This window comes from Salicibibacter halophilus, assembly GCF_006740705.1.
GTDB lineage: Bacteria > Bacillota > Bacilli > Bacillales > Marinococcaceae > Salicibibacter > Salicibibacter halophilus.
Window position 1 is genome coordinate 1,718,350 of sequence record NZ_CP035485.1, and the last position, 23,410, is coordinate 1,741,759.

General features: G+C 45.5%; 21 protein-coding genes and 1 other annotated feature. Of the genes, 9 read left to right on the forward strand and 12 right to left on the reverse strand.

All coding sequences use genetic code 11. From position 1 onward, the window contains the following. Positions 1 to 78 precede the first annotated feature (78 nt). The 3 genes from EPH95_RS08300 to panD are packed head-to-tail and all read left to right on the forward strand — an operon-like array spanning position 79 to position 1,470. Positions 79 to 306 carry a hypothetical protein gene (locus tag EPH95_RS08300; RefSeq protein ID WP_142089034.1) on the forward strand — a complete coding sequence of 76 codons (228 nt, stop codon included), beginning with the start codon at positions 79 to 81 and terminating at the stop codon, positions 304 to 306. Further along, positions 236 to 1,087, forward strand: coding sequence for a 3-methyl-2-oxobutanoate hydroxymethyltransferase (panB, locus tag EPH95_RS08305; protein ID WP_142089035.1), 852 nt, complete (start codon positions 236 to 238; stop codon positions 1,085 to 1,087). The genes EPH95_RS08300 and panB overlap by 71 nt, the downstream gene beginning before the upstream one ends. After that, the gene (panD, locus tag EPH95_RS08310; RefSeq protein WP_142089037.1) at positions 1,087 to 1,470 is read left to right on the forward strand and encodes an aspartate 1-decarboxylase; all 384 of its coding nucleotides are present in this window, start codon (positions 1,087 to 1,089) and stop codon (positions 1,468 to 1,470) included. Before panB ends, panD begins: the two co-directional genes overlap by 1 nt. A 107-nt stretch (positions 1,471 to 1,577) precedes the next feature. On the opposite strand, the gene deoC is transcribed toward panD, so the two are convergent. Then, a complete protein-coding gene (gene deoC, locus EPH95_RS08315) occupies positions 1,578 to 2,252 on the reverse strand; it encodes a deoxyribose-phosphate aldolase (RefSeq protein ID WP_142089039.1) in 675 nt (224 codons plus the stop codon). Positions 2,253 to 2,548: 296 nt separating this feature from the next. Here deoC and rpsD point away from each other — a divergent pair, with 296 nt between their 5' ends. Together rpsD and EPH95_RS08325 are read left to right on the forward strand one after the other, a co-directional pair. After that, entirely contained in the window at positions 2,549 to 3,151 is a 603-nt protein-coding gene (gene rpsD / locus EPH95_RS08320; protein WP_142089041.1) for a 30S ribosomal protein S4, read from the forward strand. Positions 3,152 to 3,300: 149 nt separating this feature from the next. Further along, positions 3,301 to 3,768: a nucleoside deaminase gene (locus EPH95_RS08325; RefSeq protein WP_142089042.1), complete on the forward strand. Its 468-nt coding sequence runs from the start codon at positions 3,301 to 3,303 to the stop codon at positions 3,766 to 3,768. 54 nt (positions 3,769 to 3,822) lie between these two features. On the opposite strand, the gene tyrS is transcribed toward EPH95_RS08325, so the two are convergent. Beyond that, positions 3,823 to 5,064 (reverse strand): tyrosine--tRNA ligase, encoded by a 1,242-nt coding sequence (gene tyrS, locus EPH95_RS08330; RefSeq protein ID WP_142089044.1) that lies wholly within the window; start codon positions 5,062 to 5,064, stop codon positions 3,823 to 3,825. Positions 5,065 to 5,106: 42 nt separating this feature from the next. Then, positions 5,107 to 5,308: a binding site (T-box leader), on the reverse strand. Positions 5,309 to 5,453: 145 nt separating this feature from the next. Here tyrS and EPH95_RS08335 point away from each other — a divergent pair. Further along, positions 5,454 to 8,075 (forward strand): transglycosylase domain-containing protein, encoded by a 2,622-nt coding sequence (locus tag EPH95_RS08335; RefSeq protein ID WP_142089046.1) that lies wholly within the window; start codon positions 5,454 to 5,456, stop codon positions 8,073 to 8,075. Between the two features lie 358 nt (positions 8,076 to 8,433). On the opposite strand, the gene EPH95_RS08340 is transcribed toward EPH95_RS08335, so the two are convergent. The 8 genes from EPH95_RS08340 to acsA all read right to left on the reverse strand — a co-directional run bounded on the left by EPH95_RS08340 (position 8,434) and on the right by acsA (position 18,928). Next, the gene (locus tag EPH95_RS08340; RefSeq protein ID WP_142089048.1) at positions 8,434 to 9,402 is read right to left on the reverse strand and encodes a sugar phosphate isomerase/epimerase family protein; all 969 of its coding nucleotides are present in this window, start codon (positions 9,400 to 9,402) and stop codon (positions 8,434 to 8,436) included. 311 nt (positions 9,403 to 9,713) lie between these two features. Then, complete coding sequence (locus EPH95_RS08345) at positions 9,714 to 10,871, reverse strand: Gfo/Idh/MocA family protein (protein WP_142089049.1); 1,158 nt, start codon at positions 10,869 to 10,871, stop codon at positions 9,714 to 9,716. Between the two features lie 17 nt (positions 10,872 to 10,888). Beyond that, entirely contained in the window at positions 10,889 to 11,860 is a 972-nt protein-coding gene (locus tag EPH95_RS08350) for an ABC transporter permease (RefSeq protein ID WP_142089051.1), read from the reverse strand. Position 11,861: 1 nt separating this feature from the next. After that, positions 11,862 to 13,340 (reverse strand): sugar ABC transporter ATP-binding protein, encoded by a 1,479-nt coding sequence (locus tag EPH95_RS08355; protein WP_227004100.1) that lies wholly within the window; start codon positions 13,338 to 13,340, stop codon positions 11,862 to 11,864. A 94-nt stretch (positions 13,341 to 13,434) separates the two neighbouring features. Continuing rightward, entirely contained in the window at positions 13,435 to 14,412 is a 978-nt protein-coding gene (locus EPH95_RS08360; RefSeq protein ID WP_227004101.1) for a substrate-binding domain-containing protein, read from the reverse strand. A 120-nt stretch (positions 14,413 to 14,532) separates the two neighbouring features. Next, positions 14,533 to 15,522 (reverse strand): LacI family DNA-binding transcriptional regulator, encoded by a 990-nt coding sequence (locus tag EPH95_RS08365; RefSeq protein WP_142089055.1) that lies wholly within the window; start codon positions 15,520 to 15,522, stop codon positions 14,533 to 14,535. A 120-nt stretch (positions 15,523 to 15,642) separates the two neighbouring features. Continuing rightward, a complete protein-coding gene (locus EPH95_RS08370; RefSeq protein ID WP_160141692.1) occupies positions 15,643 to 16,395 on the reverse strand; it encodes an ROK family protein in 753 nt (250 codons plus the stop codon). Between the two features lie 811 nt (positions 16,396 to 17,206). Continuing rightward, positions 17,207 to 18,928, reverse strand: coding sequence for an acetate--CoA ligase (gene acsA / locus EPH95_RS08375; protein ID WP_142089059.1), 1,722 nt, complete (start codon positions 18,926 to 18,928; stop codon positions 17,207 to 17,209). A 257-nt stretch (positions 18,929 to 19,185) separates the two neighbouring features. Between acsA and EPH95_RS08380 the strand changes: the two genes are divergently transcribed. The 3 genes from EPH95_RS08380 to EPH95_RS08390 are packed head-to-tail and all read left to right on the forward strand — an operon-like array spanning position 19,186 to position 21,662. Further along, complete coding sequence (locus tag EPH95_RS08380) at positions 19,186 to 19,818, forward strand: GNAT family N-acetyltransferase (protein WP_142091546.1); 633 nt, start codon at positions 19,186 to 19,188, stop codon at positions 19,816 to 19,818. A gap of 37 nt (positions 19,819 to 19,855) precedes the next feature. Further along, a complete protein-coding gene (locus EPH95_RS08385; protein ID WP_227004102.1) occupies positions 19,856 to 20,497 on the forward strand; it encodes a CBS and ACT domain-containing protein in 642 nt (213 codons plus the stop codon). After that, a complete protein-coding gene (locus EPH95_RS08390; protein ID WP_142089063.1) occupies positions 20,490 to 21,662 on the forward strand; it encodes an acetoin utilization protein AcuC in 1,173 nt (390 codons plus the stop codon). The genes EPH95_RS08385 and EPH95_RS08390 overlap by 8 nt, the downstream gene beginning before the upstream one ends. 57 nt (positions 21,663 to 21,719) lie before the next feature. On the opposite strand, the gene motS is transcribed toward EPH95_RS08390, so the two are convergent. Further along, positions 21,720 to 22,454: a flagellar motor protein MotS gene (gene motS / locus EPH95_RS08395; RefSeq protein ID WP_142089065.1), complete on the reverse strand. Its 735-nt coding sequence runs from the start codon at positions 22,452 to 22,454 to the stop codon at positions 21,720 to 21,722. Continuing rightward, complete coding sequence (locus tag EPH95_RS08400; protein WP_405127434.1) at positions 22,444 to 23,262, reverse strand: MotA/TolQ/ExbB proton channel family protein; 819 nt, start codon at positions 23,260 to 23,262, stop codon at positions 22,444 to 22,446. The genes motS and EPH95_RS08400 overlap by 11 nt, the downstream gene beginning before the upstream one ends. Between the last annotated feature and the right edge of the window lie 148 nt (positions 23,263 to 23,410).

Genomic DNA, 23,410 nt, shown 5'->3' on the forward strand with positions numbered 1-23,410 from the left:
AAAAACAAATAAATTCATGCTATACTACGGTCACAAGGGCTGTATCTGTGAGGAACGGCACCGATTTGTAGGGCAAACATGCAAAAAGCAGAGCTGCTTGGATCCCGCGAGGACCTGGACAGCATGGAAAAAATGCTTTTTCGTATGCGCTATCTTTCTGCCTTCATCCCTTGGAAGAAGGCTTTTTGCCGTTTCATGCAGGTTCTTGGAACACATGAAACTGGAGGGAAGAAAGATGAAAACTACAGCTCAATTCAAAAAAATGAAGCAAGATGGGAAGCCGATTGCCATGCTCACGGCCTATGACGCGCCTTCTGCCCGTCTTGCCGAACGTGCAGATGTTGACTTGATTTTAGTTGGCGATTCTGTGGGCATGGTTGTGCTTGGATATGATTCCACGATCCCGGTCACTGTCGATGACATGGCCCTGCACACGAAGGCGGTTAAGAGGGGGGCACGGGACACATTTGTCGTTACGGACCTTCCATTCTTTTCTTACCATGGAGATTTTTCCGAAACATCCGGCCATGTCAAACGTCTCCTTCAAGAGGCCGGCGCGGATGCGGTGAAACTGGAAGGCGGCCAAGAAGTGACAGATACCGTAGAAAAACTAGTACAGGCCGGCGTACCTGTCATGGGGCATCTGGGATTAACACCGCAATCCGTCGGTGTGCTTGGCGGCTATAAAGTACAAGGCAAGGAAGCTTCGGAAGCGGAAAAACTCGTCACGGAAGCAAAAGCATTGGAAGCGGCAGGCGCTTTCGCCCTCGTGCTTGAATGCGTTCCGAAACAGTTGGGGGCACTCGTTGCAGATCGCTTGGATATTCCGATCATCGGCATTGGTGCCGGAGCGGAAACCGATGGCCAAGTGCTCGTTTACCATGACGTTATTGGCTATGGATCGGAGCATACCCCAAAATTTGTAAAGCAGTACGCGAACATATCACCGCATATTGAAGTCGGCCTCGAAAACTACGTCAGCGATGTCAAATCCCGTGCATTTCCTGAAGCGGCAAACACGTTTACGATGAAAGCGGAACAGCTCGATGGACTCTACGGCACGCACGCTGTTTCGGAGGGGAAATAATGTTTCGCACTATGATGAAAGCAAAGCTTCATCGCGCTCGCGTGACCGAGGCTAATCTGGAATATGTAGGCAGCATTACCATCGATGAAGATTTAATGGATACAGTCGATCTTTTGGAAAATGAAAAAGTCCAAATCGTAAACAATAATAATGGGGAACGCTTTGAAACGTATGTTATTAAAGGAACGCGCGGGAAGCGGGAGATCTGCTTAAATGGCGCAGCAGCAAGGTTGGTGCAACCTGGCGATGTCGTCATCATCTTATCTTATTCCTTAATGGAAGAAGATGCCGCGCAAAACCACCGACCGAAGGTGGCGATTATGGATGAAAAAAATGACATTGTGGAGATGCTGGACACAGAGCCTGCGTCCACGGTGTTATAACCGACAAAAACCACCCAGCCCACGGGTGGTTTTTGTCTTCACTCAGCCGATTTCATGATCGTCGGGGAAAATAGTGCACTAGTTCCATACATCGTGTCGACGCTTCACTAATACGCGCCACTGCCCCCATCACCTGTAACAATCGCGATCCCGGAACTTGTTCCGATCCGGTCGGTGCCCGCTTCGATATATGCTTTTGCATCCTCCGCTGTTTTAACACCACCTGATGCTTTAAGTTTCCCTTTTTCCCCTGCCACTTCTTTCATTAACTTGATATCGGCAAGTGTTGCGCCGGCAGTGTGAAAGCCGGTGGACGTTTTCACATAATCCGCCCCTGCTTCCACAGCCAGGCGTGTGGCCGTTTTCTTCTCTTCCTCGGTCAATCGGCTCGTTTCGATGATCACTTTCACGAGTGCACGGCCGCCGCTCGCTTTTACAACAGCATCGATGTCTGCTCGAACGCCATCTTCATCGCCTGACTTCAGCGCACCTGCATTGATCACCATATCCACATCTGACGCACCTTGTTCAATTGCTTTTTCCGTTTCAAATGCCTTTATTTCCGATACGTTCATGCCGTGGGGAAAGCCGATCACCGTTGCTACTCCGACATCGCTTCCTTCCAATGCTTGCACCGCGGTTTTCACCCAATACGGCGGGATACAAACGGTTGCAAAACGATGTTCTTTCGCTTCATCACATAAAGTGAGAATATCTGTTTTCGTTGCTTCCGGTTTTAAAAGCGTATGGTCAATATATGCAGCGAGTTCTGTCTGTTTCATGTTTATCTGCCTCTCTTTTTTCTTCCAATATAACATTTCCCATGCTCGCGGCAAACCGCCGGTTGACTTTGGCATGTATTCTCTATACAATGTAAGTTGTGTTAAAAGACAGCAATGGTGAACTTGTAACGTGCACCCCTTTCATTTTGTTCCTCGACCGCGGCTGAAAATCGAGGTGCATCCCGTAACTCCCTGCTGTCGGGAGCGAAGATGTGTGAAAGCAAAATGAGCGTTATGGGAGATTGCCTACCGTTGTTCTTTTTCACGCCAATAAACGTGATAAAGGAGGAACTATCATGTCTCGCTATACAGGTCCAACCTGGAAAAAATCCCGCCGCCTTGGCATTTCGCTTAGCGGAACGGGAAAAGAACTAGCAAAGCGTCCTTACCCGCCGGGTGAGCACGGCCCAACCCAACGTAAAAAATTAACCGAATACGGTCTTCAGCAACAGGAAAAACAGAAGCTCCGTTATATGTATGGATTAAATGAGCGTCAGTTCGTTCGCACCTTTGAAACAGCCGGGAAACAGAAAGGTGTTCATGGTGAGAATTTCATGATCTTGCTGGAGCGACGCTTGGACAACCTCGTGTACCGTGCCGGACTTGCCCGCACACGCCGGGGTGCGCGTCAACTCGTAAATCATGGGCACATCACCGTAGATGGAGGACGTGTCGATATCCCGTCCTACACAGTGAAGCCTGGACAAACATTCGGGGTTCGCGAAAAATCCCGTAACTTGAGTGTGATCGCGGATGCACGTGAAGCGTTGGCGTTCGAACCGGAATATATTAATTTCGACGGAGACAAATTGGAAGGAACGTTCACGCGTTTGCCGGAACGCTCCGAATTGCCGTCTGAAATTAGCGAAGCCCTCATCGTTGAGTGGTATTCACGTTAATCGAAGAGAAAACAACCTCCTGCTTTGGAGGTTGTTTTTTTATCTGCTGAATTCTTTTTAGGACACACGTGAGTTAAATGCACTGCCCACGCATATGTCATAATGAAGGCGTTTTCAATTATCATTCAAGGATGGAATGGAGGGGTCTTGTGGGAGAGGAGAAGTTTATGGAAAGGGCTGTCGAAATTGCGCAAAAAAGCGCAAGGAGCAATGGCGGCCCATTTGGTGCAATTGTTGTAAAAGACGGAAGGGTAATTAGTGCCGGGCGTAATGAAGTAACAGCAACGAATGATCCAACGGCCCATGCAGAAATTCAAGCTATCCGGGCGGCATGCAGTTCATTGAATCGTTTCCAATTAACAGATTGTGACATTTATACGAGTTGTGAACCATGCCCAATGTGCATCGGTGCCATCTATTGGGCTAGACCAAGGGCGGTGTACTATGCAGCTACGAAAACAGAGGCAGCCCAAATCGGGTTTGATGATCAGTTTATTTATGAACAAATTGCACTGCCTGTTGAAAAGCGTAGCATTACGATGGTCCAAATGTGCCCGGATAACTACGACCTACCCTTCCAAACTTGGAAAAACTCAAATGATAAAACGTCCTATTAGGATGAAGATCGATACAAAAACAGAGCTCCCACCTCCAATGAAGGTGGGAGACGATCAAACACTTAACTTCGTAAACTTCCGCTTACCGACTTGCACAATCATGCCATTTTCAACAGCGATCTCCGTTTTAATGTCATGTACCTTTTCTTCGTTTATTTTCACGCCGCCATTTTGAATCATTTTGCGAGCCTCGCCTTTTGAAGGCTGCATGTCTAATTCCACGAGAAGATCAATAATCGATACGGTTGCTTCCCCTTTCCACTCCACTTCGGGCATATCATCGGGAAGCGCTCGTTTCTGAAAGACGGTTTGGAAGTAACGCTGGGCTTTCTCTGCTTCATCTTCCCCGTAATACATCGAAACGAACTTCCTGCCCAACCTTTGCTTGGCATCACGTGGATGAAGCGAACCATCAGCAAGTTCTTTTTCCAGTTGTTCAATATCCGCGAGCGAAATATCCGTCGCCAGCTCGTAATATTTAAGCATGAGTTCATCCGGGATGGACATGGCTTTTCCGAACATTTCATTCGGTTCCTCGTCAATGCCGATGTAATTGTCCAGAGACTTCGACATTTTTCGCTCGCCGTCCAAGCCTTCAATAAGCGGCAAGGTAAGGGCTACCTGCTTTTCTTTGCCGTAAGCATCCTGCAGCTGACGGCCCATCATGACATTAAAGGTTTGGTCGGTGCCGCCTACCTCGATATCGCTGTCCATCGCGATGGAATCATATCCTTGCATCAATGGGTAGAAAAATTCATGGACAGAGATCGGTTTATTCGATGTATAACGGTTATGAAAATCTTCCCTTTCAAGCATGCGGGCCACGGTAAGATTTCCGGCCAGTTTAATAACATCCTCAAATGTTAGTTTGCTAAGCCACTCCGAATTGTAATAAAGCGTTGCTTTATCCATATCCAACACTTTCCCGTATTGCTCCACGTACGTCTTCGCGTTCGCTTCCACGTCTTCTGTCGTTAAAGGTTTACGCGTCTCACTCTTCCCACTCGGATCTCCGATTTTCCCGGTGAAGTCGCCGATAAGCATTTGAATTTCATGGCCGAATTCCTGAAACTGGCGCAATTTATGCAGCACGACCGTATGGCCGATATGAACATCGGGCGCGGATGGATCCATACCAAGTTTGATCTTCAACGGTTTACCGGTGATGACGGATTTTTTGATTTTTTCCCGAAACGCATCTTCGGGAACAATTTCCACAACCCCTCTTTGTAAAGCTTTAACTTGATCATCAATTTCTTTTTCTTGTTCCGGTGTTGCTTGTAATTCTTCTGACATTTTTTCTTTCCTCCTCATGAAAATAAAAAAGTCCACCCCTAATAAAGGGACGAACTTGTCGCGATACCACCCTTGTTGAAGACCTTGTCTTCCACCTCGGCTCTTTAACGCAGAGAATACGTTCTTCTATCCGAGAAAACTCCGGCAATGTAATTCACTGTTTGCGTTTGCATCGGCTCGCAGCAGCCGCCGATTCTCTGAGCCAAAACACATAAAGCTACTTCGTTGCCTTCTCCGTTTGTTTTGATATGAATGCTTTTTTTATAGCACAAAAAGAAACAGAATGTCAACTGTGTGCATGGGCAAAACTAAGAAACCACGGCTACACCGAGAGGGCTAACAAACGGTTCAGGTGACCTTTCAAGCGTTGTAACTAGGAGGAGGGCGTAATGAAGCGTCGTTTGCAAAGGCTAAACGATTGGTTGGGACAGTGGAACCAAACGAAGATCGGCCGCCCCATCGATATCACCGGGCAGGTTCTTTGGAATTTATTTTTGATTATCATAACTACGGTGCTTATCTGTATGACGTTTGTTGGCGCTGCCGGTCTAGGGTACTTTGTTTCTCTTGCAGAGGATGCACCCGCGTATTCGGAAGATAAAATAAAAATGGACCTTTATAATTATGAACAGACGAGTGAAATTTATTTTGCAGGCGATACCTACCTCGGTGAACTCCCTTCCATTTTAGACCGACGTGAAGTCTCCCTTGATGAAGTATCCGATTACGTGATCCAGGCAATGATCGCGACTGAAGATGAATACTTCTATGAACATCACGGGATTGTCCCGAAAGCCATTATGCGCGCGGCTGTTCAGGAAATCGCAGGTTCGGGCATGCAAAGCGGAGGGAGCACGTTAACCCAACAAGTCGTAAAAAATCAGCTGCTATCGAGTGAAGTTTCTTTTACCCGCAAAGCCCGGGAAATGATGCTCGCCATGCGTATGGAAAATTACCTAGAAAAGAATGAAATCCTGGAAGCTTATATTAATGTTGTTCCCTTCGGCAGAGATGCCTCCGGCACACAAATCGCTGGAGTGCAAACAGCGGCTCAAGGAGTATTCGGTGTCGATGCTTCAGAACTCAACCTTCCACAAGCTGCATTTATCGCGGGATTGCCGCAAAACCCGTTCAGTTTTACTCCTTTCAACCCTGATGGAGACATCCGTGATGATTTGTCGCCCGGAATAACCCGCATGAAAACTGTTCTTTCGCGCATGCACGAAAAAAACATCATCGATGACGCTATGTATGAAGAAGCCCTGACCTACGATATTGAAAAACATTTAACGGACAAAAAAGATACAAAGAGCAGAAGCATGGAGCATTATCCTTACATGAGCAATGAAATAGAACGGCGGGCTGCTTTTATTCTTCGTGACATTTTATTGGAAAAAGAGAACATAAATGCTGCCAATTTAAATAATGAGGCGATGGAGCACTATTACGATGAAGCCAAAAAACAACTCCGTCTTGGCGGTTACCGGATTCACACAACCATTGATAAAACTATTTATGATGCCATGAATAAATCCATCAAGGACGATAAGCTTTTTGGACCCGATCGAGGGGAAATGCCTGAGGAGATAGGAGCAACCCTTGTAGAAAACAAGTCTGGCGCCATTCTAAGCTTTGTTGGAGGAAGAGACTTTGAAAGAGAAAATTTAAATCACGCGACTCAAGGCCAACGCTCTGTCGGATCTACGATCAAACCGTTAATGCCTTACGGCTCCGCAATGGAGAGAGGAATGGTCCAGCCCGCTTCTCTCCTTCCGGATATGCCATCATCTTATAGTGATGGAACAGCGTTGGCCAACAATAGCGACAACTACCTCGGATTCATTCCGGTGCGTGACGCGTTAATGCATTCGCAAAATGTCCCTTCGGTCAAGACATTTCAGCAGTTGGACCAAGGGGAGGTGAAAAAAGATTTGCAGAACATGGGATTCTCTCTCGATGATGACTCCGTGTATGAATCCGCGGCTCTGGGAGCTATTGACGCAAGCGTTGAGCAAAATACAAGCGCCATGTCGCTTTTCGGAAACGAAGGCAAAAGACAAGACCCATACATGATTGAACGAATCGAGACACACAATGGCGAAGAGATCTATGAATATGAACCGGAATCGAGGCTTGTTTTTTCACCGCAAACGTCTTATCTCGCTGTGGACATGATGCGGGATGTCATAAAGAACGGCACTGCTAATTTTTTACCGAATAAACTTGCTATCAGCGGCGATTGGGCCGGAAAAACAGGGACGAGCACCGATTACCATGACGCATGGTTTATCGGGCTGAACCCAAACGTGACCTTCGGGGTATGGATCGGTTATGACGAACCTCAACCGCTGAAACGACAGTACAACGGGCTCACGTACAGTCAACGCACGCAAGCGCTGTGGGCGACAATGATGAACGCAGCTGCAGACGCTAATGAAGATGTAATTTTAAATGAGCAGCGTTTTAAAAAACCGGACAGGATTAGGCGTCAAACAGTGTGCGGGCTTAATGGTCTTCTACCTTCCATCCCTTGTCATAACGCAGGGCTTATTGACACAGATCTTATGAACGAAGATCACGTTCCTACAAAAAAAGATGATTCCCAGGAAGAAGCATATGTAACGATCAACGGACAAAATTATCCGGCATTGGAAGATACCCCGGTAGCGTTTACTCGCAAGGGGATCGTCGCGGATCTTCCTTTTTTTGAACAATTGGAGCTGGGCGAACATGAAAAAGACCGGCTGCTTGGTGACGTGATTCCCGCTGGGCTTGAAACACCGGTCAGCGATCATCCTCCGAAAGCAGTCAATGGTGTCAGAACTGGCGAGGGCGCGTTGCACTGGGATCAACATACGGATGAGGACATTATTGGTTACCGAATTTATGAGAGTGACGGAAAGTTTGTGGCGAACGTTATCGGGAATACGTCCACTACCTACAAAAACAGCGATAAAGGAAAAGATTATGAAGTAACAGCCGTGGACACGCAAGGGAGGGAATCGTTTTAAGTATTACTAAAAAAATTCAGACGGTGTCCAATTTCACACACAAACAAATGTAGTATCATGGACATGTAGCCAACGCTGTATAGGGATTAGGCTACCACTCCCCAATGGAACTAGCAAGTTTTCTTCTGTTCCTACTGCTTTTGGCAGTATGGGATAGAAAGAAAGAAAGTAAGACGAGTCCTCCACAGACTCGCCTTACTCCTTGCTAAGTGGTTTGATGATTAAGTCAAACCAACCATTTCATAAGGGGACATTGCTCCCCTTCCCTATACAGTATTATACATGATGCATTGGAAATATGCTACAACTTATTGCTAATCCTGATGAATGGTCCTCATGATCTTTTCTGATCAACGGATCAGTCCCACCAAATAGCTGTGTTTTTTTCACGAATCAAGATGCTTTGCAGAAAACCTACTGCCTTTTGAAAGCCTTCATCAGGCGTCATAAGTGCGTCTTCGTGTTCAATGCTAATAACGCCGTCATAATCAACCGCTTGCAGTGCACTTATCATCTCTTTCCATTTATCTTCTCCATGTCCATAGCCGATTGTTCGAAAATACCAAGAACGATCAAGCATTTCACTAAAGGGTTTTGTGTCTAGAACGCCATTTACACTGATGTTCTGATCATCTAAATACGTGTCTTTCGCATGTACATGATAAATCGCTTGTTTTTTTCCAAATTCCTTAATCATAGCGATAGGATCTGATTGTTGCCAAAAAAGGTGACTTGGGTCAAAATTTAACCCAATTGTTGTGCCAACGGCTTCTCTAAGACGGCTCATATTTTCAGTGTTGTACACCACAAATCCCGGGTGAGGCTCAATGGCAATTCTCACCCCATATTTTTGAGCTTGTTCAGCCATCTGCTGCCAATAAGGGATAACTTTTTCTGACCATTGCCATTCCAAAAGGTCACGATATTCCGGCGGCCACGTGGATGTTACCCAGTTTGGATAATGAGCATGATCCGAATCACCGGGACAACCGGCGAACGTTACTACCGTATCCACTTCCAATTCATTTGCTAGTTTGATGGTATTAAGTAGATCTTGATGATCGGATTGACGAATATCTTTGTTAGGATGCAAAGGATTTCCATGAGCACTTAACGCATCAATCTGCATCGATCGTTCTCGCAACATGTCTTTCATTTTTTTCGTTTGATCAAGGTTTTCCAGTAAATTTTTCGGGTTGCAGTGGGCATTACCGGGATATCCCCCACAACCGATTTCTACATGATGAATCCCATGCCCTAAAATATGATCAAGTGCTTGATCAAGGGGGCGATCAGCAAATAAAACCGTAAACACGCCTAAGTTCATATTTTTCTCCTCCATTTCAATTCCTAGCGCAATGTTTCATAAATTCTTCCCTTTGGACGTTTGACTGCATAAAAACCAGATATCTATGCAAACATAGATCAAAAAATCTAATTGGATTTACTCTAGCAAGAGACCGCATCGGACCATTCAGAGCAGATCCATCTTATTTGAGGGACGGGGTCAGGTTTGCCGTACCTCTAGGGGCAGTTTTTCTTCCCTTCGAGGAACGAGAACGGCTTTGTTGTACCTCTAGGGGTAGTTTTCCTTCCCTTCGAGGGACGAAACGGCTTTGCTTTTACCCGTAAAGGTATTCAACGTTCTCGCGTACGTCCCACATCATTGCTTTTCTCTACCTTTTCCCATGTTCTTGATAGAATGGAATGGTCTACAGCTTCCAACACTTGCTGACAACGTAAACCATCTTCAAAATTCGGATAAACAGGTTGTTGTTGTGAGATCGCACGTGCAAAATCACTGGCTTGGTGTGTAAACGCATGCTCATATCCGATTAAATGACCGGGAGGCCACCAAGCATTCATATATTCATGAGCTTCCGGTTCGGTCACAAGAATGTTTCTGTATCCTTGCAAGTGATGGTCATCTTCTTTTGAAAAAAATTGCAACTCATTCATTCTCTCAAAATTGAAGACAATCGACCCCATAGAACCATTAATTTCGATATATTCATGATTCTTACGGCCAGTAGCATAACGGGTTGCCTCAAAGTTGCCTACAGCCCCATTGTCAAATCGAGCCAAAAAAAGAGTTGTATCATCGACGGTTACATCTCTTTTACCTTCACCATTATCGATAGGACGCTCTTTTACAAATGTTTCAGACATCCCTACCACTTCATCAAATTCGCCAACAAGGTGGCGCGTGAGATCGACAATATGGGCATTTAAATCACCGTGTGCCCCGGAACCGGCTATATTTTTATCTAATCTCCAGGCAAACGGAGATTGGGGATTCGCAAGCCAATCTTGTAAATAATGAGCGCGTATATGGTAAACTCTCCCTATTCTCCCCTCAGAGATCATACGTTTAGCTAAAGCAATGGCAGGTACGCGACGGTAGTTAAAACTAACCATATGTTGCACACCGGTATCTGTAACTGCCTTCAACATTTCTTTTGCATCACGTACGCTTAGCGCCATAGGTTTTTCGGTTAACACATGTTTACCAGCTTTCGCAGCTGCAATAGCAATATCCTTATGGGTATTACTAGGCGTGCCGATATCAATAAGATCAATGTCGTCACGTTCGATAACGGATCGCCAGTCCGTTTCATAAGACTCCCAACCGTACGTAAAAGCCGCTTCCTTTACGCTTTCTTCGTTTCTTCCACAAATTACTTTTAATTGAAAAGGATCTTGTGGCTCGAAATAAAAATTGGTGTTTTTATACGCTTGTGTGTGCGCTTTTCCCATGAATTTATAACCGATCAACCCTACTCTTATATAACCCAAAAGATCACCTCGTTTAGTTATTCTCTCTTTTGAAATACCACAGCAATAATAATCACTAAGCCTGTTACAAACCCTTGAAGATACGGAGATACATTCATTAAATTCATCATGTTATTTAAAATACCCAGGATCAGTACTCCGAAAATTGTACCGACAACTTTGCCGCGTCCTCCGGTCATCCGTGTGCCACCGATGATGACGGCAGCGATCGCATCCAGTTCATAGAGTTGCCCGGAACTGGAGGAAGAAATAGAATTCAGTCGAGACGTCTCGATGATCGCGGCGACGCTTACAAGCATTCCTGCCAGTGTGTACACGGCTATTTTTATACGATCTACCCGGATTCCTGACAAAAGCGCCCCTTTTTCATTACTGCCAATCGCATATACATAACGCCCAAAACGCGTTTGCTGCAATAAGATAAAAACAAGTACCGCCATCAATGCGAAAATAAAAATCGGCGATTGAATCGCTCCGATACTGCTATTTGAAATGGAACTAAATCCGTCGACCTCGCCGGAAATGCTGCCTCCGTCTGACGTATATAAGGCAATGGAGCGGGCAGCAGCCATCATCCCCAACGTGGCAATAAAGGCAGCAATCTTTAATTTTGCGACCATAAACCCGTTAAGAAAGCCTGTAAACGCCCCAACGGCCAAGGCTGTTATCACCGCAACAAAAATACTCCCTGAAGCGTTTAAGGCGATAACCGAAAATACACCGACTAAGGCCAAAACACTTCCCACGGATAAGTCTATCCCGCCGGACAGCATAATCATCGTCATTCCTAAAGCAATGACACCAATAATAGAGACTTGCATTAAGATATTCATCAGATTGCTAAATTCCAAAAATCTCGGACTCAAGATGGATGAAGCCGCAAAAAGAATCAAGAATGCGATAATCACGCTGTATTCTGTCCATATCCACGAGAGGCGGCTATTTAATTTTGACGATTTTTTGGTTGGTTCGAATTCCGGCTCTGCCATATCATCGCCCCCTTTTTGAGCCTGTTGCATAACTCATGATTTCGTCATCTGTCGCTTCCTCACCAGCAAATTGTGCCGTTACCTCCCCTTGATACATGACATGAATGGTGTGACAAACTTTTCGGATTTCCGGTGCTTCCGAGGATAAAATAATCACGGCTTTCCCTTGTGCAGCCAAAGAAACAATATGCTGATAGATTTCACGCTTAGCTCCGACATCAATGCCTTGTGTTGGATTGTCAAAAATAATAATATCCGCATTCACTTCAAGCCATTTGGCAATGACCACCTTTTGTTGATTCCCGCCACTTAATTTGTCGATCGTCGTTTTCGGGTTGGGGACTTTTATATTTAACTTTTGTTGGTAAAAGTTAAATTTTTCCCTTTCGGTCTTTCCTTTAATAAATCCTGCTTTTTCAAAATGGGCCATCGATGATAGGCTCATGTTTTGGATGACGTTAAGGTCCTTAATGATGGCATTCTCTTTTCGATCTTTAGGAACAAGCCCCATCCCCGCTTTTAACGCTTGTGTGGGATGCTTGATCGTTACAACCCGATCAAATATTTTGATTTGGCCGGTATATTTTTTGCGGTAACCAAACAGACTTTCAAAAAGCTCCGTTCGTCCATCACCGGCCAATCCCGTAAAGCCAACAATTTCTCCTTTTCTGACAGTGAAATTGATATCCTTAAAAAAACCTTCATGCGTTAAATTTTTGACTTCCAATGCCACCTGTCCAAATGCATGTGACTCTATTAATCGATCCTCAGAGACTGATTTCCCTACCATCAGCTTGGTGATTTCGTCGAGATGCTCATCTTTCATACGCTTGCTTCCTACGACTTTGCCATCGCGCAAGACGGTATAGGTGTCACAAACTTCCTCGATTTCTTTTAATTTATGGGAGATATAAATGATGGAGACGCCTGTTTGTTTAAGGTTTTTCATTAATGCAAACAGACGCCGGACTTCGTGTTCCGCTAAAGCCGTCGTCGGTTCGTCCATAATAATCAGCCTGGATTTATGTAGGAGTGCCCTTGCAATTTCGATCATTTGTTTATAAGATGTGTCCAACTGCCGTACATATGTTTTCGGATGAATGTTAACACCTAGCTGCGCTAAAATTTCATTTGTTCTTCTACACATTTCTTCTACTTTTACAAATCCAAACTTATTCTCAAGTTCAGCGCCTAAAAACATATTTTCATATACGCGCAGGTCGGAAACGACATTGAGTTCCTGGTGGATAAAACTGATCCCGTAGGATTGAGAGGTTCTGGGATTGACCATTTCTACCGTCTGCCCATTTAAAACGATGGTCCCTTCATCCGGATGATGAACACCGCCCAATATGTTCATTAACGTAGATTTGCCTGCCCCATTTTCCCCTAACAAAGCATGAATCTCCCCGTGTTCCACGTTAATAGTGACATTTTTCAGTACCGGCACATGATTGAATGATTTATGGATATTTTCCATGGACAAAAAGGACGACATGCTCATCCACCCTTTCCAGTAGATTCAAAAAGGGAACACAACATTTTTTCACTCCATTGTATTCCCTTTAACTTTTCTAGAATGAAGCATCCTCGTAATGTTCATCAGCGTTTTCATCCGTTATTTCAGTGGCTTCCAGCACCACTTCTTCCTCTTCAGGCTCTTCCCCTTGTGCTAGATCTGCACCCAACCGCACCCCTTCTACACTCATGGAAGGCGGATACAAGAAAGTGGCCGTAATCAAGCTATCCTCGTCCTGGATATGGTCAAACATCTCTGTTTCTCCCCCTGCGCCTGTGATGTATTGAATATCCTCTCGTCCTGCCTCTTCAATGGCTTGCAATACACCAAAAGCCATTCCATCGTCTTGGGTATAGACAGCATCAATGTTATCTTGAGCCTGTAAAATATTTTGCATGACATCCAAGGAAGTCTCCGTTGAGAAGTCCCCATCCTGGGAAGCGACGACTTCAATACCGTCTTCGCCTTCAATCGCTTCTGCAAAACCGGCGCCGCGTTGTTCCGTTACCGAGTTAGGCGGTCCGGTAATTTCTACGACGTCCCCTTCCCCATCCAATTGCTCAATGAGATATTGACCGGCATTATAACCGATACCTTCATTGTCTCCGGTAACCACAACATCTGCTGCATCATTTTCCAACTCCCGGTCCACGACAACTAAGGGAATATCCGCGTCAGCTACATTTTGCCCGGCCGGTGTTAACGCTGCCGATTCGATAGGGAGAAGAACCAATGCATCTACATCCTGGGCAATTAAATCATCGACGTCGTTCGCTTGCTCGTTGGGATCCTCAGCATTGGTCATCACATAATCGATGCCTTCATTTTCCGAAATTTCACTCGCTTCTGTTTCGGCTTGGTCAATTAATGCGCCCATCCAGCCGTGAGTGGCAGAAGGTAAAGATATTCCGATCGTAAGATCAGCATCTTCATCACCATTTTCCTCTCCACCGGCTTCTTCACTATCTCCACATGCGGACAAGCTTATGGCCGTTCCCAGCGCTAAGCCTAAAAACCATACTTTCTTCATCATCGTCTCCCCCTTTATAGTTTGAATGCGCCTCCTTTGTAAACGATTACATTTACAGCTAAGGACAGCGCTCTACTATCAACCTTTGCTATTTAATAGCAGAGCACTAACCTTAGTTGCTTTTTAACCTGATGTAGATTCTCGAATGACTAATTCATGGTCCAAAATAATGCTTTCAACATTTTCTCCTTTAATTCTTTTGATAAGCATTTCTACTGCAAGTGTACCCATTTTATACATTGGTTGAGCAATGGTTGTAAGCGTAGGGTTGGTCATATTGGAAAAATGAATTTTATCAAAGCCGACCACTGCAATATCATCCGGTACATGTAGACCCTGTGCATGTAGTTCCTTTAATGCGCCAATCGCCAATAAATCAGATACAGCAAATATAGCCGTTGGCGGATCGTTTACCTTTAAGATATTTTTGACCGCTTGCTGTCCATACTCAAATCCCAAGTGCTCGGTATGGTAGATGTACTCCTTTCTGACAACAACCCCTTGCTCTTCTAAGGCTCTTTGATATCCTTTTTTTCGTTGGCGAGCATAAAGATATTTTTTATTTGAATTTATTAATGCTATTTTTTCATTGCCAATCTTAATTAAATGCTTGACGGCTTGATAAGATGCTGCTTCATTATCGATCGTCACATAAGGAATTTCACCTTCAGCCGTGTACTCGCTGCATTGTATAATTGGGTGCTTCTCAGCCAAATCCATAAGGGCGTCCATATTTACAGCCGGATCCATCGAAATAATTCCATCAGCCATTTTTGTCCTTATCAGGTCAAAATAAATATTTTCCCTTTCCGGACTGGAATCTGTTTCGCATAACAAAATATTATAATTGTGACTGATGGCGATGCTTTCGATTCCTTTAATGATATCAAAATAAAACGGATTGGAAATCTCGGGAATAAGGACTAAAAGCAAACGACTTTCAGACTTTCTTAAGTTTCTGCCGAGCATACTTGGTTGATAATTCAATTTTTGAATAGCTTCTTCAACTTTTAATCTTGTTTTCGCCGTAACCGTATTTTGGTCGTGTAACACGCGTGAGACTGTTGCTACAGATACACCTGCTTCTTTTGCAACCCGTTGAATGTTTACCATTTTATTCCCTTATTCCCCTATTGGCGTTTTTTTATTAAATGTAATCGATTACATTTTATGATAAGTGGTCATCCGTTTTCTGTCAATACAAAAAATATATTGAGAACACTTTTTTGTTCACTACAACATGTTTTGAAAATAGCCAAGCCGTTTCATCACAAGCCACGTTGCACCGTAAATGCCTGCATCATTCCCAGGACGGGCAAATTCAAATGATAAAGATTTATCGGCTTCTTTTAAAACGAAGCGTTTAAAATGGGCAACTAATGGGCGCAACAGCTTCTCCCCGGCAGCCGACACCCCTCCACCAATGATAATTTTCTCCGGGTTGATCAGCGTGACCACGTTTGCAAGGGCATAAGCCAAATAATAGGCAGCGTCATTGACGATATGAACCGCTAGAGCGTCTCCGGCTTTTGCAGCCTCATAGATGTCGATGACCTCACTATCTTTATGTAATGGACTTGAGTCTCTGAAATTGCGAAGATAGTCTCGCAAACTTCGCCGCAACCCTTTGGCCGCCACATACTCTTCCAGGCATCCTTCCCGACCGCATGTGCATAAACGCCCATGAGGAACCGTAATTGTATGATCGATCTCCCCGGCAGTCCCATTGGGTCCGTTAACGAGATCACCGTTAACAATGATTCCGCTGCCAACTCCGGTTCCCAAAGTGACGAAGAAGGTTGAAGCTTCATCGACGAAACCCGGAACACCGATGCCTATGCCTGTCAAATTACCTGCAGAAATTGAATGCTTCACAAAACGCTCTTTGATGCTTTTGATAATGTGACCGGATAAATGTCTGCCGTTATCTTCTATATCAGTTTCTATTTTCCATTTATCCATCTTTTCACCATCAGTCGTAAACAACCGAACTTGGTTGACGCCCCTCCGACATCGATTCCTACAATGTATTTTGACATATTAAACCCATTTTCCTGATTATAGAGCTTCATGTGTAACCAATATTATAGAAATTTTCTATTGAATGCAAAAACCGCGACAACCATTAGAAAAACTTAGCTTCCACCAAGTCTTTATAGTGGAAGCCTTAGTTTTACTTATACTTTAATCCTTGACAAATACAGCTAAACATTCTTAAAGTGCAAAATAATAATTTTGAGGTAGCCAATGACCACTATATGAACGATATAAAAAGCCCTCCGACATGAAAAGTGAATGTCAATGCTCATATTAGTTCTCAAGATCCGGATTTGAGGACTCCTTGTGTTGCACGGGTCTCATTTGAATCCTCAGAATGGGGGTTTGCGGACTCTAAGTGATGCTTGCAGGCCATAGTAGTCCTCAGAATGGGGATCTGCGGACTCTAAGCGCTGATCGCGAGTCTTATGAGTCCTCAGGAATGGGGTTTGCGGAGTCTAAACATTCTTAAAGTGTTAGAAAACTTGGCTTTTCGCCAAACTTTTATGGCGAAAACCTTAGTTGCACTTATGTAGGTAAGAAAGTTGATTTATACTTTTGTATGAAAACAACCATTATTGGAGCAGCGCAAACTAATCATTATAACCAAGATGTGACACGATTATACTTTTTTGCGCTAAATTAGTTGTTTTCATTATAGATGGTGGCGGCATGCTCAGCCGCCATGATAGTTTCTTACCTACCAAAAAACCGATAAGGATCGCCCGTGGGCATCCTTACCGGTTTCAAAACGTATCCCTTAATCATCGTCCATCGTCGATAAATCTCCGGTTGGCAAATCAAGTTCCCATGCCTTGAGGACACGGCGCATGATTTTCCCGCTCCGGGTCTTCGGCAATGTGTCTCGAATGACCATTTCCCGCGGCGCCGCGTGGGCGGCCAATCCGTTTTTCACGAAGACGCGGATGTCCTCTTTGAGTTCATCTGTCTCTTCATAGCCTTCGCGAAGCGCGACAAAGGCTTTAATGATTTCTCCGCGCACCGGGTCCGGTTTGCCAATCACACCCGCTTCACCGACAGCCGGGTGCTCCACGAGCTTGCTTTCCACTTCAAATGGACCAACGCGCTCACCGGCTGTTAAAATCACATCATCCACCCGGCCTTGGAACCAATAGTAACCTTCTTCGTCTTTATAGGCGGAATCCCCGGATACGTACCAGCCCGGAAATTCAAAATATCCTTTATACTTTTCTTCGTTGTTCCAAATCGTGCGCATCATCGCCGGCCAGCCCGTGCGCAACGCAAGATTCCCCATGCGATTGGGCGGCAGTTCATGGCCCTGGTCATCCAGAATACCGGCTTCGACGCCCGGGATGGGTTTGCCCATCGAACCAGGTTTGATCGTCAAGCTCGGAAAATTCGTAATCATGATCGCGCCCGTTTCGGTCATCCACCAGGAATCGTGAATACGCAAGCCATAGACTTCCTCTCCCCAACGGACCACTTCAGGATTTAACGGTTCGCCGACGCTGAGAATATGCCGCAAGCTTGAGAGATCATAATGTTTTACGATGTCATCCCCGGCGCTCGCCAACATTCGCAGCGCCGTCGGCGCGCTGTACCACACGGTGACCTTGTATTTTTCCAATGTCCCGTACCAGGACTCGGGACTAAACCGTCCGCCGCGCACGACATTCGTGACGCCATTCAGCCACGGGGCAAAGATGCCATAGGACGTGCCGGTGACCCAACCCGGATCTGCCGTGCACCAATACACATCATCTTCCTTCAAGTCCAGCACCCATTTGCCCGTTTGGTAATGCTGGATCATCGCCGCGTGCACGTGCAATACGCCTTTCGGCGTGCCTGTTGAACCGGACGTATAATGCAAAATCAAGCCATCTTCACGATCCACCCAGGTGATGGCATGGTTTTCCGATGCCTGTGCCAGCCGTGTTTGAAAGTCAAGGGTTTTTCCTTCTTCCTTGACATCGTCCCCCTGGATAAATACGTTTTCCAACGCCGGAAGCTCCGAGACGGGCACGCGCCCGACCAGATCATTGGTCGTGACAATCGCTTTTGCTTCGCTGTTTTCCAGCCGGTCCCTAACGGCTCCTTCCATAAAAGCTTCAAACAATGGCCCGACGATCGCGCCCACCTTAATCGCCCCAAGGGCGGCAAAGTATAATTCAGGCGAACGCGGCATGAAAATAAACACCCGGTCCCCTTTTTCAATCCCGGCTTCCTGAAAAACATTGGCGGCCTTATCGGTCATTTTTTTCATGTCGGCAAATGTATAAGCCTCATCGCGCTGATCATCGCTATAATAGAGCGCGACTTGATCTTTTTTATCCGCTTTCTCGGCGTGACGGTCAATGGCTTCATACGCCATATTTACTTTCCCGGTTTCGTAAAAGGAAAATGCTTGCTCGACTTCTGCCCAATCAAATTGTTGCGTTGCTTCTTCGTAATTGTTTAAATTGTGGTCTCCACCTTTGGGTGGAAGCGGTTGCAATTCCATGGCATATCTTCCTTTCTTCCGATAATGAAAGCTGCTTATCCCGGTGGTCGCGCCCGAAAAAACAGGAATTACCACCAGCTGGATTCGCATAAATCCCAAATAAAAGTTCCATATATAGTATACTAGGAGAAAGAATATGAATCAACGTAAAGAATTTGTCACAAACGAAAAATAAATATCCCAGATCCTTCCCCTCTCCCTGCTCTTCTCATGTATAATGAATGTAATGCATTCGTTAAAGGTGGTTCTTATACTTGATGGAACACATCAAAACATATTATCGTGAAGAAGTGCAAGTCAACGGAAAAAAACTTCTCTTTGAAGGGCCTATATCCAGTGAACAAATTGATTGCTATGATTATCATCCGGGACTTGTCGCATTTCGACAACCGAAAGAGCAAAAAAAAGCATTAATGGGCATAGCCGAACTGCCGGAAGGGCGGATCAACGTCGCCGTTGATGATGGCATGATCGTTGGATATGTGACATTTGTTTACCCCGACCCCCTTGAACGTTGGTCGGAAAGCCCGCTTGATAATTTGATCGAACTGGGAGCCATTGAAGTCGCACATGAATACCGCGGGGCGCAAATAGGGAGCCGTTTGTTGAAACTATCGATGTATGACGATGCCATGGAAGACTACATCATTATTACGACCGAATATTATTGGCACTGGGATCTTAAAAATAGCGGAAAATCCGTATGGGAATACCGTAAAATTATGGAAAAAATGATGAACAAAGGCGACTTATATTGGATGGCCACCGATGATCCGGAAATCAGCTCCCACCCGGCCAATTGTTTATTGGTTCGGATCGGAAGCCGCGTTTCGCTGGAAGATGTACAAACCTTCGACCAAATACGCTTTACCGACCGATTCTTGTTTTAAAAGAGAGGTGTACTCCCCCATGAACGCTGAGGAAATCATGAGAACGAACGTTCATAAATTAAAGATGGATGACAAAATTGAAAGCGCTGTCGAACTTATGGAAAAGGAACGCCTTCGTCACATCCCGATCGTTGCAGATGATGACACCCTTATCGGCATCATCTCCGACCGAGACGTTCGCGATGCTAGGTTCTCCATTTTCAGCAATAAGCGCTTGGATGCCATTTTACAAAAGCCAGTAAAAGAAATTATGAAAACCGAAGTTTTCACTGTTCACCCACTTGAATACGTGGCTGATGTAGCCTCCATGCTCAGTGAACATCAAATCACCGGAGCCCCGGTAACCGTCGATGATAAACTTGTCGGCATGATTACCGGAAGAGACTTGCTCGATACGCTTGTCCAGCTCATGGGGGCTGACCAACCAAGTTCACAAATCGAGGTAAAAGTTTCCGATGTAAGCGGCCAACTTGCCGATGTGACTGCAATCTTCAAGCATCACGGCATTAATGTGACGAGCATGCTTATTTATCCCGATAAGCAATCCGACTATAAAATTCTAGCATTACGAGTCCAGGCAATGGATATACGTGCCGTCCTTGCATCACTCAAAGACGAAGGATATGAAATCGCCAGTCCTTCCATCCCGAATATGGAGCGTCCTTCCGATTATGACTAACAAACATGCAGCATTCATATTCAACGAAGAGCAACTGGACTACAAATTTAACGATACCCATCCTTTTAACCCGCTGCGATTGAGATTAACGGTTGATCTCTTACAGTCATTGGGAGCATTATCTTCCGACGAGATCGTTCCGCCGAGAAAAGCAACGGACGAAGAAATTGGGTTGTTCCACGAGAAAGGTTATATCGAAGCTGTAAAAAGGGGATCGGTGGAGCAATTACCTGCGGGAACAGCCGCGAACTATGGCCTTGGAACCGAAGACACGCCTACCTTCCCAAATATGCACGATGCTTCTGCATTGCTAGTCGGGGGCACAATTCAGGCCGTAGACGAAGTGATGGAAGAACGGCACAAACACGCTGCAAATCTCGGAGGCGGACTGCACCACGGATTCCGCGGCAAAGCATCCGGGTTTTGCATCTATAATGACAGTGCAATTGCGATCCGTTATATTCGGGAACACTATGATGCCCGCGTGCTTTATATCGATACCGATGCCCACCATGGCGACGGGGTGCAGTGGGCATTCTACGATGACCCGGACGTCATGACCCTTTCCATTCACGAAACAGGCCGGTATTTGTTCCCGGGCACCGGGGCAATTACAGAAAAAGGCGCCGGACAAGGATACGGTTTTACGTTAAACCTTCCTCTTGATGCCTTCACGGAAGATGACTCGTTCATAACCTGTTATGAAACGGCTGTCAAAGAAGCATGCGCTTTTTTTCAACCGGATGTCATTCTGACCCAAAATGGGGCTGACGCCCATTTCCTTGATCCGCTTACGCATTTGTCGACAACACTCCGCACTTTTAAGCAAGTGCCGAAAATCGCCCATGAAATGGCGCATCAATATTGTGACGGCAAATGGATTGCCGTCGGCGGCGGAGGTTATGACATTTGGCGTGTCGTGCCGCTTGCCTGGTCCAATGTTTGGCTGGAGATGAGCGACCAAACTTCGCTCATCCACGGAAAACTTCCGAAAAAGTGGCGAAATCGCTGGAGCGACAAAGCAACCGATTCTCTCCCCGTATACTGGGAAGAACCCGAGCATGAGGTGCCCAGAATCCCGCGGCGCTCCGCAATCAACCAAAAAAATGCACAAACACTTGAAAAATCGCTCTACTATATCCGACGAGAAATGCAAGACCACTAAAGAACCGGCAGGCCCATTATGTAGGACCTGCCGGTTCTTTTTCTTCGGCATCCTTTTTTAGGTTTTGTCTTCAAAGTCGGGATCCGTAATAAAAATAACTACTCGACGGTTTTCTTGCATATTTACGGATGAATCGTTAGGTTCGACTGGTTGGGTATCCCCATAGCCTGTTGCCACAAAGCGAGATCTTTCAAGATCACCTTCCTCTATAAAATAGCGAATGACACTGCTGGCCCGCGCGCTTGACAACTCCCAATTGGAAGGGTATCGATAGGTCTCAATCGGTCTGTTGTCCGTATGGCCTTCTACCTCTACAGTATAGGGCAATTCCTCCAAAAGGGTGATCGTTTCATCCAAAAAGGATTCAGCTTCCTCCAAAATGTACGCTTCTCCGGTACCAAACAACAGCCTGTCTTGCAAGACAAGTTTCACCCCTCGCTCTTCGCGGGTGGCCGTAATCATATCTTCAAGCCTATTGTCTTCTATGTAGCTTCGCACTTCTTCCAAGAGGGATTCCAGTTCATCTTCTTCCATATTTCCATTACTGTCATCATCCATATGATCATCCTCCGAATGGGATGCTTCCGGTTCTTCGGCTACGACGGATGAAGACTCGTCAAATATATCCTCCCCCTGAAAAGAATCCACTAAATATTGAAAACGCTGCGCGTCAACAACCGAAATAGAGTACAACATAATAAAAAATACCAGCATGATGATCATCATATCCGAGAAAATCGTTAGCCATTGCTTTTGCTTCGACTGTGTTTTCACAGGTCTTCTAAACTTCATGGGCAAGCGCTCCGGATTCACGAATGTCATACTCCGGTTTTCTTTTTTCCCGTATGAACGCCCGCAATTTTTCCTCTAAAATATGCGGATTCTGACCGGATTGAACACCTATGACCCCTTCAATCATAATTTGATTAATAAAAACTTCGGTTTCCGTTTTATTTTCCAGTTTGCTTGCCATCGGATTAAAAAATAAGTTCGCCAATATTGCACCGTACAGCGTAGTCAACATCGCCAAAGCCATACTTGGTCCAAGGGTGGCCGGGTCATCCAAATCATTAAGCATGATGACAAGGGCCACGAGTGTTCCGACCATTCCCCATGCAGGCGCAAAGTCCCCCGCCCGTTCAAGAATCCTCCTGCCGCGCTTATGGCGCTCTTCCATTGAAACGACCTCAGCCATCAAGATATCCTGAATCATTTCCGGTTCAATTCCGTCTACGGCCAGCCGAACGCCTTTTTTTATAAAGGGGTCTTTGACGTCTTCTTCCAGTTGCGACTCCAACGCCAATAAGCCTTCTTTTCTTGCTTTTTTCGCCAGCATGACGAAGGTGCCGTTCAACTCCTGCAAATCGTAATCCTGGTGTCGAAACGCTTCTTTTATAATGGCAGGAAGCTTCCTTAATTCCCGGCCCGTAAAATTCACGAGCAATGCTGCAGCAACGCCGCCAAAAACGATAGATACGGAAGCAAGCTGCATAAATAACAAAACGGCGTCCATGCCTGCATTGAAATAAATCGCCAGGCCAACAACCACCAGCCCCAATATTAAGCCTATCGGTGTGAACAGATCCAATTTTTTCAACACCAGCGCCTCCTGTATTTAATTTAATCCCGACGCCCAGGACGGGCTAGTGTCGGCGTTGTCACAGGACGTGACGATATTAGCCGACTTCCTTACTCAGAGGGGATGAGAAAAAGCCCTCTGATGGAAGTTTCGTTTTATACGGGGACTT

Coding starts and splice junctions, on each gene's coding strand:
- panB (WP_142089035.1), top strand. CDS start 236: ATGAAAACTACAGCTCAATTCAAAAAAATGAAGCAAGATGGGAAGCCG.
- EPH95_RS08390 (WP_142089063.1), top strand. CDS start 20,490: ATGACTAACAAACATGCAGCATTCATATTCAACGAAGAGCAACTGGAC.
- rpsD (WP_142089041.1), top strand. CDS start 2,549: ATGTCTCGCTATACAGGTCCAACCTGGAAAAAATCCCGCCGCCTTGGC.
- panD (WP_142089037.1), top strand. CDS start 1,087: ATGTTTCGCACTATGATGAAAGCAAAGCTTCATCGCGCTCGCGTGACC.
- EPH95_RS08350 (WP_142089051.1), bottom strand. CDS start 11,860: ATGGCAGAGCCGGAATTCGAACCAACCAAAAAATCGTCAAAATTAAAT.
- EPH95_RS08380 (WP_142091546.1), top strand. CDS start 19,186: ATGGAACACATCAAAACATATTATCGTGAAGAAGTGCAAGTCAACGGA.
- deoC (WP_142089039.1), bottom strand. CDS start 2,252: ATGAAACAGACAGAACTCGCTGCATATATTGACCATACGCTTTTAAAA.
- EPH95_RS08355 (WP_227004100.1), bottom strand. CDS start 13,340: ATGGAAAATATCCATAAATCATTCAATCATGTGCCGGTACTGAAAAAT.
- EPH95_RS08360 (WP_227004101.1), bottom strand. CDS start 14,412: ATGATGAAGAAAGTATGGTTTTTAGGCTTAGCGCTGGGAACGGCCATA.
- motS (WP_142089065.1), bottom strand. CDS start 22,454: ATGAAGTTTAGAAGACCTGTGAAAACACAGTCGAAGCAAAAGCAATGG.
- EPH95_RS08385 (WP_227004102.1), top strand. CDS start 19,856: ATGAGAACGAACGTTCATAAATTAAAGATGGATGACAAAATTGAAAGC.
- EPH95_RS08335 (WP_142089046.1), top strand. CDS start 5,454: ATGAAGCGTCGTTTGCAAAGGCTAAACGATTGGTTGGGACAGTGGAAC.
- tyrS (WP_142089044.1), bottom strand. CDS start 5,064: ATGTCAGAAGAATTACAAGCAACACCGGAACAAGAAAAAGAAATTGAT.
- acsA (WP_142089059.1), bottom strand. CDS start 18,928: ATGGAATTGCAACCGCTTCCACCCAAAGGTGGAGACCACAATTTAAAC.
- EPH95_RS08365 (WP_142089055.1), bottom strand. CDS start 15,522: ATGGTAAACATTCAACGGGTTGCAAAAGAAGCAGGTGTATCTGTAGCA.
- EPH95_RS08340 (WP_142089048.1), bottom strand. CDS start 9,402: ATGAACTTAGGCGTGTTTACGGTTTTATTTGCTGATCGCCCCCTTGAT.
- EPH95_RS08300 (WP_142089034.1), top strand. CDS start 79: ATGCAAAAAGCAGAGCTGCTTGGATCCCGCGAGGACCTGGACAGCATG.